General features: G+C 43.7%; 13 protein-coding genes. 4 read left to right on the top strand and 9 right to left on the bottom strand.

What is annotated here, in order from left to right:
- The first annotated feature begins 448 nt into the window (after positions 1 to 448).
- Positions 449 to 1807, top strand: coding sequence for an alkaline phosphatase PhoX (locus DP117_RS29710; RefSeq protein WP_169221800.1), 1359 nt, complete (start codon positions 449 to 451; stop codon positions 1805 to 1807).
- A 56-nt stretch (positions 1808 to 1863) separates the two neighbouring features.
- Here the strand turns inward: DP117_RS29710 and DP117_RS29715 are convergent, their stop codons facing one another.
- The gene (locus DP117_RS29715; RefSeq protein ID WP_339381056.1) at positions 1864 to 2724 is read right to left on the bottom strand and encodes a transposase; all 861 of its coding nucleotides are present in this window, start codon (positions 2722 to 2724) and stop codon (positions 1864 to 1866) included.
- A gap of 259 nt (positions 2725 to 2983) precedes the next feature.
- Between DP117_RS29715 and DP117_RS29720 the strand changes: the two genes are divergently transcribed.
- Positions 2984 to 3298 carry a hypothetical protein gene (locus tag DP117_RS29720; RefSeq protein WP_169221801.1) on the top strand — a complete coding sequence of 105 codons (315 nt, stop codon included), beginning with the start codon at positions 2984 to 2986 and terminating at the stop codon, positions 3296 to 3298.
- Positions 3299 to 4140: 842 nt separating this feature from the next.
- On the opposite strand, the gene DP117_RS29725 is transcribed toward DP117_RS29720, so the two are convergent.
- From DP117_RS29725 to DP117_RS29760, 8 genes are all read right to left on the bottom strand, one after another.
- Positions 4141 to 5727 carry a mucoidy inhibitor MuiA family protein gene (locus DP117_RS29725; RefSeq protein WP_339381055.1) on the bottom strand — a complete coding sequence of 529 codons (1587 nt, stop codon included), beginning with the start codon at positions 5725 to 5727 and terminating at the stop codon, positions 4141 to 4143.
- A gap of 49 nt (positions 5728 to 5776) precedes the next feature.
- The gene (locus DP117_RS29730; protein WP_169221803.1) at positions 5777 to 6721 is read right to left on the bottom strand and encodes a LysR family transcriptional regulator; all 945 of its coding nucleotides are present in this window, start codon (positions 6719 to 6721) and stop codon (positions 5777 to 5779) included.
- A gap of 528 nt (positions 6722 to 7249) precedes the next feature.
- Complete coding sequence (locus DP117_RS29735) at positions 7250 to 8020, bottom strand: BMC domain-containing protein (protein WP_169221804.1); 771 nt, start codon at positions 8018 to 8020, stop codon at positions 7250 to 7252.
- Positions 8021 to 8084: 64 nt separating this feature from the next.
- Positions 8085 to 8783: a transferase gene (locus DP117_RS29740; RefSeq protein WP_169221805.1), complete on the bottom strand. Its 699-nt coding sequence runs from the start codon at positions 8781 to 8783 to the stop codon at positions 8085 to 8087.
- A 117-nt stretch (positions 8784 to 8900) separates the two neighbouring features.
- Complete coding sequence (locus DP117_RS29745) at positions 8901 to 10559, bottom strand: ribulose bisphosphate carboxylase small subunit (protein ID WP_169221806.1); 1659 nt, start codon at positions 10557 to 10559, stop codon at positions 8901 to 8903.
- A 97-nt stretch (positions 10560 to 10656) separates the two neighbouring features.
- Entirely contained in the window at positions 10657 to 10959 is a 303-nt protein-coding gene (locus tag DP117_RS29750) for a EutN/CcmL family microcompartment protein (RefSeq protein ID WP_169221807.1), read from the bottom strand.
- Positions 10960 to 10965: 6 nt separating this feature from the next.
- Positions 10966 to 11310 (bottom strand): BMC domain-containing protein, encoded by a 345-nt coding sequence (locus DP117_RS29755; RefSeq protein WP_039748664.1) that lies wholly within the window; start codon positions 11308 to 11310, stop codon positions 10966 to 10968.
- Between the two features lie 206 nt (positions 11311 to 11516).
- Positions 11517 to 11825: a BMC domain-containing protein gene (locus DP117_RS29760; protein WP_009457333.1), complete on the bottom strand. Its 309-nt coding sequence runs from the start codon at positions 11823 to 11825 to the stop codon at positions 11517 to 11519.
- A 634-nt stretch (positions 11826 to 12459) separates the two neighbouring features.
- On the opposite strand from DP117_RS29760, the gene DP117_RS29765 reads away from it, so the two are divergent.
- Both DP117_RS29765 and DP117_RS29770 read left to right on the top strand, forming a co-directional pair.
- On the top strand, positions 12460 to 14316 hold the full coding sequence (locus DP117_RS29765; RefSeq protein WP_169221808.1) for an NAD(P)H-quinone oxidoreductase subunit F: 1857 nt from the start codon (positions 12460 to 12462) through the stop codon (positions 14314 to 14316).
- 38 nt (positions 14317 to 14354) lie between these two features.
- Positions 14355 to 15857 (top strand): NADH-quinone oxidoreductase subunit M, encoded by a 1503-nt coding sequence (locus tag DP117_RS29770; protein ID WP_169221809.1) that lies wholly within the window; start codon positions 14355 to 14357, stop codon positions 15855 to 15857.
- Positions 15858 to 16094: the final 237 nt, after the last annotated feature.

The following is a 16094-nucleotide window of genomic DNA, read 5'->3' on the forward strand; positions in this document are numbered from 1 at the left end:
ATTTACGTCATTTCCAAAAATACAGCATTTACGATCGCACCTGCGGAATGTGGGATATAAATTTACATCTGCTTTGCCATAGATAGGGTAAAGACAATAAACTCAAGAGCTAAAAGCCCGGTTTCTCTGTCTTGGAAACCGGGCTTTTTAATTTAGATCTGATTTTAATTATTTTTTTCTATTGATTACCTATTAAAACATAATTAACGCTGTGATTAACTAAGCTTAACTTTACAAGTATATTCTCTTAATTGGTCAATGAAGTAGATAAGTGTAGTCGTTAAAGAATTTTTGTGAGAGAGCATGAGAAATTAAGAACTTTTGTCAACCATAATTGAAATTTAGTTTAAGCAGAAAAACAATACATATATTTCTCAATTTTTACCCTAATTCTGACACACTTTCCACTTATCTTTAGACGTAAATAAAAAATAAAAGAGGGGAGACAATGGCTTTATCAAGAAGACAATTTTTTACTCTTACAGGTGCAACAGCTGCCACTATTGTTGCTGGAGATGCTTTGAAGGGTCTTTATGCAAGAGCACAAGGAACGTCGCTCACAAGCTATGGCTATGGTTCGCTTGTCAAAGACCCTAATGGCTTGTTAGATTTACCACCGGGATTTCAATACGAAGCATTTTCGCGGACAGGCGATACGCTGAGTGATGGCAACTTAGTACCTGGTGGTCATGATGGAATGGCTACTTTCGCTGGACCAAATCGTTCTGTTATCTTAGTTCGCAACCACGAACTTAGCCCAAACTCCTCTACACAAGTTGTAGGCAATAAGTATGACGAGCTGTGTAAGGGTGGCACAACAACATTAATCGTTGGCCCAGATCGCAAACTCATTAGAGATTATGCTTCGCTTGCGGGAACCTACCGTAACTGCGCTGGTGGTCCAACTCCTTGGGGGTCATGGATTAGTTGTGAAGAAAACACTTCCACTCCAGAGACAACACCAGAAACGATAGAACAGCCAGCAAACTCTGGCATTTTTGTACCGAATCCAAACAAAGTTTCCAAGCGCCACGGTTATAATTTTGAAGTTCCAGCACTCCGTAGACCGAAACAGGGTACTGTTGACCCTGTACCCTTGATTGAAATGGGTCGGTTCAATCACGAAGCTGTTGCCGTAGACCCTAGAACAGGAATTGTCTATGAAACAGAAGACACGGGAGATAGTCTTTTCTATCGCTTCATCCCCAATAAGCCAGGTGACTTACAAGCAGGTGGTATTCTTGAGGCTCTCAAAATTAAGGATAAGCCTCAGGTAAATACCAAATCAAATTTCCCAGTCGGTCAACGATTCGAGGCTGAGTGGGTTCGTATTGAAGACTTTGATCCTTATGAAGACACCGTGCGCAAAGAAGGTTTTGCAAAAGGAGCTGCACAGTTTGCTCGCGGTGAGGGAATATGGTACAGCAATGGAGAATTTTACTTCTGTGCGACAAGTGGCGGCGCTAACAGTGGTGGTCAGGTTTGGCGTTACATTCCTGGCAGAAATGCCAAAGAGGGCGGCACTATTGAACTATTTGTTGAGCCAAATGATAAAAGTGTACTAGATATGCCCGATAACATAGTCGTGGCTCCTTTTGGCGACCTCATCCTTTGTGAAGATGGCGACGGCGATAACTTCCTTGTCGGGGTGACTCCTAAAGGAGAACTCTATCAATTTGCTCGTAACGCCCTCAACGACAACGAGTTTGCTGGTGCTTGCTTCTCTCCAGATGGTCAGACGTTGTTCGTAAATATCCAAACTCCCGGAATCACTTTTGCTATCTGGGGACCTTGGAATAAGCAGTGACATCCTCCCACCACGCTCCTCGGAGTACCGAGTACAGTGGGGGCGTATCCCTTGAATCACTCCCTGGTTCTTCCTGCTTCACGGGTCGTGCCTAGACTTGCGTCCCCGGACGACGATACCCTTCGGGTTCGCAGTCCCCTCTGTCGGGAAACCCTCCTGCAGGGCTGTCTCACCTCCACAGGCAGCTTGACCGTATGTCCCACGGCTGCAAGACCCCTCTGTTCCACCACCATAGCGGCAGCAACATCGCGGTCTGTTGTGTATCCACACTCATGACAAACATGAACACGTTCAGACAGTTTCTTCTTGCCAGTATGAGTTCCACATTGAGGACAGGTTTGACTAGTCCCATTAGGATTCACTTTGGCGAAGTATACCCCGCGCTTCCAACAAACCCAAGAAAGAATATCAAGGAAACTCCCCCAAGCAGCGTCCAAACAATGCTTTGCCAACATTCCTCGACTTGTTGCTTTGAGGTTCAAATCCTCGGCAAAGACCATACCAACACCGTCGCACAAAGAGTGTGCTGTTAGATAGTGAAAATTCTTGCGTGTGTCATAAATGCGTTCATGCAATCTGCGTATCTTGTGCTGCGCTTTTCGATAATTGGCAGAGCCTTTGGTCTTGTTTTTCAACTTGCGTTGCAGCCATCTAAGCTCGCGTTGCAAAGAATTGAAAAACCGGGGTCTTTCTACCAACTGTCCATCAGATACAGCCAAGAATTTTTCCAACCCAACATCAATACCAATGGAATTACCATTTGGCATAACATCAGGTACGGAAACACCAGATTCCAAAATCAATTGAGCGTACCATCCCGACGCAATGCTTCCAACCCTAACCTGCTTGACGACAAACCCGTCTGGAACTGGACGATGCAAGTTGATTGGCATTGCCCCAATCTTAGGCAGTTTAATCTGAAAACCCGTATTGAGGGCGTTTTGTCACAAAATCTCTCGTGCAATAGGTTCTTGTACGTAAATTTGAAAGGTTTTTACAAAAAGTTTTATAAAAATTCTGGAATGCTGTCATTACGATTTGTATCCATAACTGTAACTCTTTTCATCTAGCTATTTTCATCTAACTAAAATACAACGCAACTCCATTGAACATTGCTCTGTTGTGGGCGGGAGTCGTTGTACATTACCCTCTGCCAAGGATTAAAATTTTACAGTTATGGCAGCATTGAAAGCTTTTCCTCAGCTCAAATTCCTGAGTTTTTTTCCAAAGCTTGACCCTTTATCCAAGTTTATCTTTATTTGTCTAGGATTTGCCAGTGTAAGTTTACTTGCACTAACCACCTGGAGGGTTGCAGGACGTTTAACAGCGCCTCATCTGATTCTTGCAGCAGGAGATCCAGAAGGAGAAAGTTATAAGGAAGGCAGGCTGAAAACCCTTGAGAAACAGCAACGCAGTTGCGAATTTCGTGCTTTAGACAAGGGCGGGGGTCTAACACGTTCGCGCAGCGTGCCCGCAGGGCTTAGAAAATGAGCCAGCACGCCACATGCGGGACTGCCGGGGAACCAAGCGTCGAGCAGTGGCTCCTTTGTTTGTTGATCTATGTTCCAAGACGAGTATTCGTAGTTATAAGGCTGGCTCATTTTCTAGGGGACAATGCGTCGGATGAAAGCCGCCTGTGAAGGCTTTAGCCTTCTGTGATGCAATGTGGTAAAATTAAACACGTGGAGGGGTAATCAACCACGTTAAAAACCCTACACTGCTTAACAGCAATGTGTACCTTGACAATTGAATCTTGCTGGTTCTACTGCATTGTTCTAGTTCAATCCGTTGCAGTAGGTAAAAGATTCATCGGAGCTAGACGACTCAGAATATTGAAACAATCTTGTTTCAGTTTAAACAGAACTTGCAATTGTGCAACTACGGTCGGGCAGACCGAAAGTTAACGCTTGAGGAGCCAGTGCGTTGGGCGGCTCTGCCGACTTGTAGCACCTGGCGTGAGAGTCCCACCTCTTGGTTAGATAACGCAAGGAATCTAATCTAAGTGGTCTCGGTGAACCAAGAATCCCCTCGTCTTTAGACAGGGGAGTGTCAAATTATTAGCGAAGCCATTGAAAAGGTTGTTGAACGTAGATCCAATATCAAAATTACAGTCATAAGAACTGGGGTACAGCAGATAGTCTCAGGATGTTGGAAGAAGGTAGCGCAGAATTAGCAGCATCTCAAGCAGTCCTCCTTAGTTAACCACACAATATACGTTTGCCGTTCGATTGCGCCCTCTTTCCGGTTTTGTGGTCAGCACTCTTTGTCATTTTATACCGTTTTTGGCAATTCTATTCTACTAGTGGGTGTCCTCATTTCTTCAAAAAATTAGGCTAAATATCCAAACCAGCGACTGTTAACTCAGGTGGATGTTCAATAATAAATTGATAATAGATCTCACGTTTTGCCTGTGGTGAAAGAGTGAAAGACCATTCCAATATTCCCATTTCACCAAGTTGAATTTGTGGATTGCTACGGTTTAGGCGGACTTTAATTTGTTCGTTGCGACTGATTGGTAGTTGTTCAATAAGTTTTAAATTTGCTTGTTGATTTTGTAAGTTAGTTATGACTATCCGATAACCATAAGTTATTCTCCGATTGCTGCCAATCAGTTTTTTGTCTACCTGACGTTCTACTAAATCACGCTCAATTTTTAAACCTTCATCAATTCCTAAGTTAAGCTTGAACTCTTGCCCTGGTGCGATATTCTCTAATTGAGTTGTTCCTACAAATGTATTGTCTCGGAAAATATTCGCTTTGCCTGGTAACAGGGTGACGCCGTTGACACTATTTTTGACATTTGCTTGTAGATAAGCAAAGCTAACCAAGCGCGGTACTACAAGATACTCAAAGTCACAAGGGAAATCGTCGTTAAATATTGTTGTTTTATGAGGTGCGCCGTCACTAGGAATGTTTCCGTTGCTGTTCAGTTGAAAAGTGACTACATTTCCTTCTTTAGAAATTTCTGCAACAACGGTTTGTGCAGTTACTAAATTTTCCTGTGATTGTTCGGTTTCTAGAGTTTGACTTTCTGCACTAGTAGAAGCAGCGTATTGTACAGGCGATAATCTTTTCATACGCATAAACTCTGGTGGACTTAGTACGTCGATATACCAGGGTTCCAGTTTAGGTGACACAGTTCCTAGCCCAAGTTTTGCGGTAGACAGGGTAAAAGATGCGTCCATCCAATCTTCACCAGTGTTTTGGGTGACTTCCGCAAGATAGCTAAGATTGATGCTATTGCTACTTGTATTTACCCGCAAGTCATACAGCGGAGTCCAATTCGTGCAACTCACTACGTAGGAGACTTCTAACTCAAACTCTCCAGCACCTGTAGGCTCAATTGCCACAGTTATGGTAAAACTTTCCTTGAGTGATGGTGTTTGTATTTGTTCCCATTGTTGACGCAGGGCTTGTAGTTGCTTGTCTAATTCTTGCTGTTGGACTTTGCACTCTGCGATCGCAATCGCATACTCACTGTATTGGCTTCCCAGAAAGTTGAGAAAATCCAAAGTTTCGCTCAAGCTAAGATTTTTCCGGGACAGACTCTGAGCAAAAGGTTCTTCTGTCTTGTCACGTAAACCTTCAATAAACCTCGACTGCAAGGCGAAAGCATCGATTTGTGCTTGCAGGAGGTTCCATTCTGCTTCTAATTGCTGAATTTGCTTTGTCAAATTGGTCAATCGTTCGGCAAAGGGCTCGCAACAGTTGACTCTCTCTGTGCTAACTCCCAGTAGGTGTACTGCAACTTCGGCTCTACCACTAACCCTGATTGACTCAGTTTCTATAGTAACTGGCAGTTGGACAATTTTTAATTCTCGTTCCTGTCCAGTCAAGGCGATCGCACCTCGTCGTGTCACAAGGGCTTGTTTAGTATACACTGTAACAGCTACAATCCCGGTTTCTACTGTTGTTGGCACAGAGTTATGTTTCCTTCTCAATCTACAAGTGTAACAATCATCTTTTCAACTAAGTATTAATAGTTTTTTCTATACGTAAACAATTAGAGCCCGTTGTTTGCTCTGCAAATTGCTTGGCAGCTTCCAGTAGATACTCAAAATAGGTACGAGCAACGATAGATAGTTGTTTGCCAGCTAGGTAAACCATGTACCAATTTCGTTGAATTGGAAATTGTTCTACATCTAGAATGGTTAAATCTCCTGCATCTGTCACTAAAGTGTGTCGAGATAAAATAGAGATTCCCAAACCACCAGCAATTGCTTGCTTAATCGCCTCGTTACTTCCTAGTTCCAGCTTAACCTTTACGACCACTCCATGCTCATCGAATAATTTTTGCACTGATCGCCTTGTTCCTGAACCTGGTTCCCGCATAATAAAAGGTTCATCAGCCAGACGTTGAATAGAAATATTTTTTTCTTGTGCCAGAATATGATTTGCTGGTGCTATGACGACCAAAGGGTTTTCTAAAAATGGCTGGTAATTAACATCCAGATGTTCTGGAACTTGGCTCATGATATACAAATCATCCATATTACTGCCCATACGTTCTAGAATGCCTTCATGATTTGTCACCTGCAAGGCAATATCAATTCCAGGGTAAAGTTGGCAAAATGGACCTAATAAACGTGGTATGAAGTACTTGGCTGTCGTAATCACTGCCAAGCGCAATTGTCCCTGTTTTAACCCTTTTAAATCTGCCACTTTCATTTCAAATTGGGCAATTGTGTCGAAAATCTGCCGACAAGTGGCAAACAGTTCTCGCCCTGCTTCCGTAAGATAAAGGCGCTTTCCAACTTGCTCAAATAAAGGCAACCCAACTGATTTTGTGAGTTGCTTGATTTGCATAGAGACAGTGGGTTGTGTAAGAAACAGTTCTTCGGCAGCGCGAGTAAAACTCCCATGACGTGCTGCCGCCTCAAACACCTTCAACTGGTGTAGCGTTGCTTGGTTCAAGGTTTATTCTCCTCTAAGAGCAATTTTTCAGATATAAATCTAGTATCACTGAACACTTGCAATTCACATAGCTTTGTTCATGTAAAAGTTACAAGTCAGAAATATAGATAAATATCTATTAACACTATCAGAAGAATGGTATTTCCCTTATAACGTTAAAAAAGTTATGATTCAAAACAGCAACAACAGCGTAAGACATCTTCCAGCTAAGGTCACACACCTTAATGGTGGATAACGTAAGTTACGAGTTATGAGTCATGAGTCGTTCGTCATTTGCTATCTGTGACCAATACGGAGAGTTCAGCACTATGCAGTCCGGGAGCCATTGCGCCCTTGCGGGCAATGCCAACACTCGGTGCATGTGGCGCTTTCAAGGGCAGAGGTGACTGGCTCTCCTGTTGGGTGAACCCGTAAGGGTCATTTCTAAACGCAAAAGACAAAAAACTAACTTCTCAAGGCTAGTTTGCAAAAGTGGGGAATCCCCATATGCAACTCGCTCCTCTTAACTCTTAACTTTTTCACTCGCTATCACTCTTCAGTTATTTTTAGAGGTAACCTGTTTAAATCTGGCAGTTGTACTAGCTCTGTTTCTACGACTTGCTCCCTGATGTTTACTGGCAACCTTAACGGCTGACGTTCTTCTATCCAGCAACTTGCTACTGGCAACGTTTGCTCCAACTCCTCCAATGGTCTTGGAATCACCATCACTGCGTTTAACTCTCCAATCCGTTCTGCTTCGTACATACCAGCTTCCACTGCCACCGCCACATTTGCCACAGACCCACGAATAATCGCTGTACACAAACCCGCACCAATTTTTTCATAAGCTGCTAATTGGACATCAGCGGCTTTTAGCATTGCATCGGATGCTCCCACCAAGGCTGGAAAGCCTCTGGTTTCCACCAAACCAATTGCTTGGTTGCTCAGACGGTTGTAGCCGTCCTCAGCAAGAGCACTCAAACGGCTGTTGATAGGCAGTACGACTTCTAGGTTGGGATAAGGACGGGGAATGACCAAGCTAGAAACTAACTGACCAAATTGTTCAGCCGTTTGAACACCAGACTCTACTGCTAAACGTACATCCGCTATCCCACCTCTAACGATCGCAGTACAGTGACCACTGCCGATTTTTTCATATCCAATGAGGTGAACTCCAGAAGACTTCAGCATCATATCCGCTGTACCAACCATTGCTGGAAAACTGCGGGTAGACACTAATCCTAGCGCAGTGTCCTTGAGTGCATCCCGACGGCGCGATGCCTCGGTAGCGCTTATAGACCGTTGATTGTATGCCTCCATTTCAATTCTCCAAGGTACTCAATTGTTAGTTGGTCTTTCATTGCTGACAACTAACAATTAACACTTATTCAGGCTGACCGTCGTCTGAGATAGGTTCATTCAAAGATTGCTTATGGGGAAATAACGTAACTAACAGCTTTTGTATACTTTTTTGACCGTAAATGTGAGTACTGATTTGAGAGTCTTGATTGGAAACTGAGGGGGATGGAGAAGAGGTAGGGATATCGGGAGGTGGAGAAGACTTAGAAGTTAATTCCTCTTTGTCTTCTTGTCTGTTTGTCTCTTTATTTCTTTGTCTTCCTTGTTGTCTGGCTGTTCCATTGTTCGACTCCGTACCACTAAAAGTAGGGTCAGTTGTCGATGATTTTGACTGAGTTGTTTGTTCAGTCTGTGTCGGAGATTCAGAGACACGCCGACTTAGATCTCCCAGAACTGAGCCACCAGCTACGACTTGTCCAGGCTCAACAGAACAATTGAAAATTGTTGTCGCTGCTCCAATACAAGCATTAGCTCCTATTTTACCTTTACCAACCATCAAAAAACCGGCTCCCAGGTTTGCTCCTGCTTGCACCTCTAAGATTCCTTCATGGACTTGGAGAATTGACCCCATACCAATACAGACTCCTGAACCAATAATTATTTTGCTGTTTGGAGCTGCTTGAAGTATCACACCTGGTGCAAGTACTGCACTTGGATGAATTATCACCTCGCCACTTATATAAGAATCAAAATCATAACTTGGGCGCAGTGGCGGCACAGACATGATATGTAACCTCAGAAGCCTATAAATAGGAGGGGAGAGTGGAGGATGGGGAGAGTGGGGGATGGAAAGTTTCCTTTATCCTCTTATCCCCTGTGGTCCCCCGTCCATCCCTTTGTCTTATGGGCGTTGAATAATTGTTTCTAGTACGCGACGCTTAGCTTTGGGGTCAATACCAATGAGGCGCACATACTCTCCTTGGTATTCATTTAGATAACCTTCTAATGCTGCTGCAGCTTGTCGTGCAGAATTAGCCTCAATTTGCCCACAGCTTGACCACGAACCTGTACGGAACCGTCGCTGGTCTACGTGCTCTGCGCTAATTCTATACCCACTGTTGATGAGTTGCTGTAGCTGTTCTATGACCTCGGAACCCAGGCTAGTACTGGTTGCTGTTGCCCTTGCAGAGGAATTTGCAACTGGTGTACTAGCAACAGGCTTAGAAGCACCGGATGAGCCAACTGAACCATTAGGGCGTTGGATAATACTTTCTAACACTCGCCGTTTTGCTTTGGGGTCAATACCAATTAAGCGTACATACTCACCTTGGTGATTTTCCATACATTCTTCCAAGGCGGTGATGACTTCTTTTGTGGAAGTTGTTTCAATAGGTTGACAGCTTTGCCATGAACCTGTACGGAAGCGACGCTCATCTACGTGTTCTGTGCCAATTCTGTAACCACCTGCAAGAAGTTGCTGTACTTGGTTTATGGTTTCGGCACTGAGTTGACCACTACCACTACCGTTGCTGTAACCATTACCGTTGTAGCTTTTGTTTCCTTGATGGCTGGGAGCTTTAAAGTTGGTAGGCGCTTGTACGACTCCATCTGGGCGTTGGATGATGGTTTCTAAGACACGCCGTTTACCTTTGGGGTCAATACCAAAAAGACGAACATAATCGCCGCTATGATCGCTGAGACAATTTTCCAATGCGGCGATCGCCTCACCAACTGATCTTGCTTGTATTGGTGTACAACTTTGCCATGAGCCTGTGCGGAACCGTCGCTGATCGACGTGTTCTGTGCCTATTTTATACCCTTGCTCTAACAAATAACGTACTTGCTCGACTGTTTCAGTACCCAAGCTACTGCTCGCCACGTCATTACTCCTTTCAAACTCAAACTCAATAACACCGTTACTTGTATAAGATTTAGTCAATTCATTCCGAATAGTGTTTATACACTTACTATCCGCAGCACAAAGATAACCAGAGCGCAATGCTTGGTTAATCCCAACCACATGATGGGCAAATTGTTTATCCTGCCCTTGCACGTCTGGCAAGCGATCCGCTTGCTGCTGAGTTGTAATTATTGCTCCAGAAGCTACGTATTTACCAGGAGGAATTTCCACATCTTGAATCAGAGCATGCATCATCACGATACAACCTGCTCCAACTCTGGCGTTGAATACCGTAGAGCGAAAGCCAATGAAGCAATTATCCCCTACATAAGCTGGTCCATGAATGAGCGCCATGTGAGTAATGGATGCATTGCTGCCAATCCATACTGAGTACTCATTTTGGTCATCACCAATGACTCGACCTTGCTCCAACCCATGAATAACGACACCATCTTGAATATTGGTGTTTTCACTGATGTGAAAAGGTGTACCTTCATCTGCTCTAATCGAAGTCCCCGGAGCAACGATTACATTTGCGCCTACAAACACATCCCCAATAATATTGGAAAAAGAATGTACAAACGCGCTTTCATGGATTTTTGGCTCAGCTAAACTTTTTGACCACGGGGTTGGGGGTGCCGCCGTGCTGCGGACTGCCATCGCTAGATTCCTCCTCTCTCTATTGCACTGCTCGCCATGTGTCTTTTGTCATTTGTCCACAGTTAGTAACAAATAACTAATGACCAATGACTACCAACTATCGATACTGACTTTTTTTGCTGTAAATCAGGCGGTCTTCAACGTGAATCGTATCAATTATTGCGATCACCGCTGCGTCTACTGGACGTTGTTCGTTACCCAGAATTTGACGGGCAGCACTACCGCGACTTACAAGAACCCACTCATCCACTCCCGCACCGACACTATCTGCTGCCACTTCGTATTCTGGTAAAACTTGTCCTTGTTCGTCTACTAATTGCAACAGCAGCAGTTTCACACCTCTGAGACTTGGCTCTTTTTGAGTGCTAACTACTGTGCCGCGAACTTTAGCAATTTGCATGACACGTTATGGTCTTCTGCCGAAGGGGCGAATTGCGTTCACATTCTCCCGGAACTGTTCTACATCTTCTGTATAACGAATTGGCAGCACGTATTCTAGGTTTTCGTGAGGACGAGCAATGATATGGGTAGACAGCACTTGTCCACCGTTGACTCGCTTGACAGATTCAACTCCAGCACCAACTGAAGCTTGTACTTCAGAAACGTCTCCCCGCACGATCACGGTTACGCGACCACTACCAATTTTTTCGTAACCCACTAGAGTCACGCGAGCTGCTTTTACCATCGCATCTGCTGCTTCTACTACCGCCGGAAACCCCAAAGTTTCCACCATTCCTACTGCAATTGACATGAGCGTTAATCCTCCGCTTCCAAATAATTGAACACAATTGATACTCAAAAAGGGTGCGAAACTTTCGCGAGCGCTCAGTTTCACAATTCAAAACTGTTTGCTCAAAGCTTGATTCGGTGTAGTTGCTTTAGCCGGGGAACCCTTTGCGCACTCACTTGCCAACGGGTTTCCCACCGCACTACTAACGAATCTAAAATCCAAAATTGCTAAGTGCGGAATTGTTCTACGGCTTCGGTGTAACGAATCGGTAATACGTATTCCAAGTTCTCGTGAGGACGAGCAATGATGTGAGTGGATACCACCTCACCACCATTGACTCTTCTGGCTGCTTCCACCCCAGCTGCAACTGAAGCTTGTACTTCAGAAACGTCTCCTCGGACAATCACTGTCACCCGAGCACTACCGATTTTTTCATACCCTACTAGAGTAACGCGAGCAGCTTTCACCATCGCATCAGCAGCTTCCACAACTGCCGGAAACCCTTTCGTTTCAATCATTCCAACCGCAATTGGCATCGCATAACTCCCACAAAATTATTGCAATTTGTACTGTTTTGGAAAATTTTTGACGGGGATGCTCATCTTGAGCTTTAAAAGCATTTCCAAATTAAGCATAGAAAAGCTTGGCGTCCCTGACAATATAAATTACCATAATAGTTTATAATAAAATAAATTAAAAAAGCTTAATAGAATTTGAGATCAGCAATTCTGCTCAATCGAACTTCACAGATTCCTAGAGTAGACACTTCTGTTTTATAATTTTTTTATAATATTTGCTGAAACGCGGTTCATAAAGGTAGAAATTCTGCCTCAAGAAGAATGGCGGAAAACTTAGGCAGTCGTAACACTGTTCTTGGTAGGCTCTTACTCTCTGTAAAGAGAACCAGAAAAAAATATATAATTTTTTCTTATCTACCTTATCAACTAGAGTTTTTTAGTTATAAATTCTTGCTGTCAAAACAAAGACTAGTAAGGAGAAAACAGTGAAAGTCTCAGGAATATTTTACCTTTCTTTCGTGTTTGAGATACAAAAAATGAAACAAAAATTCTAAATAATCAAACTTAAATGGTTCAAAATTATAGAAGAGAGTCATTCATTTGCTGAAAGTGAAAAAACAACTCTTCATCTGAGTTATAAAGGAATATTTGAATGAATCAAATTCTCTTTTCAACAAGTTGGTGTATACCTTTTTATGGGTTAGTAGGTGCGCTTCTCACCTTACCGTGGGCAATTGGACTAATCCGGCGCACAGGACCAAGACCAGCTGCTTATGTCAACTTGTTGGCAACCGTTTTAGCTTTTATTCACAGCCTGTTCGTATTCGTAGATATTTGGAATACGGAACCAAAAAGTTTTTTGATTACCTGGTTCAAAGCTGCGGATTTTGATCTATCCTTTGCCTTAGAAGTTTCGCCAGTTAGTATTGGGACAACAGTTTTAATCACAGGGTTAAGTTTACTGGCACTCACTTACGCCCTTGGTTATCTGGAAAAGGACTGGGCTATTGCGCGTTTCTTTGCGCTGATGGGGTTTTTTGAAGCAGCGCTGAGTGGCTTAGCAATCAGTGACTCTTTATTTCTCAGCTATGCGCTTTTGGAAATGTTGACTCTTTCGACTTACTTGCTGGTGGGTTTTTGGTATGCTCAACCATTAGTCGTCACAGCAGCACGAGATGCATTTTGGACGAAGCGAGTCGGAGACTTGTTGCTGCTGATGGGAGTTGTGACGCTTTCCACCCTAGCAGGTAGCTTAAACTTTTCCGACCTCTATGAGTGGGCGCAGACGGCAAACTTGAATTCAACAACATCAACTTTGTTGGGTTTGGCGTTGATTGCAGGACCTGCGGGTAAATGCGCTCAATTTCCGCTACATTTGTGGTTAGATGAGGCGATGGAAGGTCCCAACCCAGCTTCAGTCATGCGAAACTCTTTGGTGGTGGCTGGTGGAGCGTTTATACTGTTTAAACTACAGCCGATTTTGGCGTTGTCGCCAGTCGCATTAAATGCTTTGATCATCATGGGTACAGTGACGGCGGTCGGTGCATCGTTAGTATCGCTCGCTCAAATTGACATTAAACGAGCACTCTCTCATTCCACAAGTGCATACATGGGCTTAGTGTTTTTAGCAGTTGGGATGCAGCAAGGAGGAGTTGCTTTGATGCTGCTACTGACTCATGCCATTGCCAAAGCACTCTTATTTATGAGTTCTGGTTCAGTTATCTTTACTACCAATACTCAAGATTTAACAGAAATGGGCGGTCTGTGGTCCAGAATGCCAGCAACTACCACAGCTTATGTTGTGGGTTCGGCTGGGATGGTGACATTACTACCACTAGGCAGCTTTTGGGCGATGTTAGGATGGGCAGATGGTTTGGCTTTCGTTAGCCCTTGGGTGATTGCTGTTTTAGTGCTGGTCAATGGTTTGACAGCGTTAAATTTGACACGTGTATTTCGCTTAATATTTTGGGGTCAGCCACAACAAAAGACTCGCCGTACCCCAGAAGTCGGTTGGCAGATGGCATTGCCAATGGTAACGCTGACGGTGCTCGCTTTGTTATTACCCTTGATGCTACAACAATGGTATCTACTACCTGATTGGGAAAGTATAAATTGGATTGTCGTGACGTTGTTAGTATCCTCTACAGTGCTGGGGATAGGCATCGGGTCTAACATGTATCTACACAAAGCTTGGTCGAGATCCAGAGTCCTGGCGTGGAGATTTTTACAAGACTTGTTGGGTTATGACTTTTACATTGACCGAGTTTATCGTGTGACAGTCGTTGGATTAGTCGCGCTGCTTTCTAAAATTTCTGCTTGGAGCGATCGCTATCTCGTAGATGGTTTCATTAACTTAGTTGGGTTTGCAGCAATTTTTGGTGGACAAACTTTAAAGTACAGCATTTCGGGTCGTTCTCAAGGATACCTCTTGACCATCCTTGTAGGCATTAGCTTACTAGGTTTTCTCATCAGTTGGTCATTAGGCTTGCTGAATATGTTCTCATTCTAGTCTGGTTGTCCCCTCTTCACTTTATCGACTTGTTTCTTATGCTGAGTATTTTGCTTTTGGTGCCATTGCTAGGTGCGCTTTTCATCAGTTTCTTGCCTTTTGGTATGACACCAAAACTTTCTCGTCGAGTCGCTTTGGTTGTTGCGAGTCTCGCTTTCTTATGGACTGTGGTCCTTGCAAGCCAGTTTAATCCTGGGCAAGTGAATCAACAATTCACGGAATTCTTACCTTGGATAGATGCTTTAGGATTGAATTATTATCTAGGTGTCGATGGTTTGTCATTACCCTTGCTGCTTTTAAATGGTTTATTGACTTGTATTGCCATTTACAGTAGCGACGAAAATCTTCAACGTCCTCGATTTTATTACACTTTGCTCCTGCTATTAAATGCTGGGGTGACTGGAGCCTTCATGGCACAGGATTTACTGTTATTTTTCTTGTTCTACGAGATAGAACTGATTCCTCTGTATTTTCTGATTGCCATTTGGGGTGGTGAACGGCGGGGCTATGCAGCGACTAAATTTTTGATTTATACCGCTGTTTCTGGGATAATAATTTTGGCAAGTTTTCTCGGCATGGTTTGGGTAAGTGGTGCTTCTAGCTTTGCTTTAGACGCCTTGAATACCAAGTCCTTGTCTTTAGAAACACAAGTCTTACTCTTGTTGGGAATACTGATTGGTTTTGGCATCAAAATCCCCTTAGTTCCTCTGCATACTTGGTTACCAGATGCTCACGTTGAGGCTTCTACACCAATTTCTGTCATGTTGGCTGGGGTTCTGTTGAAGTTAGGAACTTATGGCTTACTGCGGTTTGGGATGAACTTGTTGCCGAATGCTTGGAGTTATGTTGCTCCAGCTTTAGCAGTGTGGGCAGTTATCAGTGTGCTTTATGGTGCATCGTGTGCGATCGCCCAAAAAGACATGAAAAAAATGGTAGCATACAGTTCCATTGGACACATGGGCTATGTACTTTTAGCCGCTGCTGCTGCAACACCTCTGAGTGTGTTGGGAAGCATCATGCAAATGATTAGTCACGGATTAATTTCAGCCCTGTTGTTTTTACTGGTAGGTATTGTTTATCAAAAAGCAGGAAGCCGTGATTTAGATGTTGTCCAGGGACTCCTAAACCCAGAACGAGGTATGCCCGTCATTGGAAGTTTAATGGTTTTGGGAGTCATGGCAAGTGCAGGTATACCGGGAATGGTGGGATTTATTGCCGAATTCATTGTCTTTCGCGGTAGTTTCGCAGTTTACCCAGTGCAAACTTTGTTAAGCATGATAGGTACGGGTTTAACTGCTGTTTACTTCTTAATTCTCATGAATCGTGCCTTTTTTGGGCGCTTGTCTGCACAAGTGATGAATTTGCCACGCGTGTCTTGGGGCGATCGCCTTCCTGCTATTGTTCTCGCTGTGCTGATTGTGATTTTTGGAGTCCAACCTAATTGGCTTGTGCGTTGGACTGAACCAACAATGACAGCGATGATTAATATCCCAAACCCTGTGGTAACGGTGTCATTTGTTAAGGGAAAAAACAAAACTTAAAAGACTGCTTATAGCTTTGTCGTATGTACTTGAGTGCTTACGACAAACTTAACTTTTCATAGGAAAAAACTCACAATAAAAAAAAAACGGGCGTAGAACTTAATTGGTTTGAGTTTGAATTCTGCACAACGCCCTTGAAAAGTCAAAAGATTGACGTCCCCTACTCATTGTATTTTGAACGTTCCGTTTCATCAAACCCGGAAAAACTGCGGTGCCCTTCGGGAACGCGGGTCGCCT

Origin of the sequence: Brasilonema sp. UFV-L1, assembly GCF_012912105.1 — a bacterium.
GTDB lineage: Bacteria > Cyanobacteriota > Cyanobacteriia > Cyanobacteriales > Nostocaceae > Brasilonema.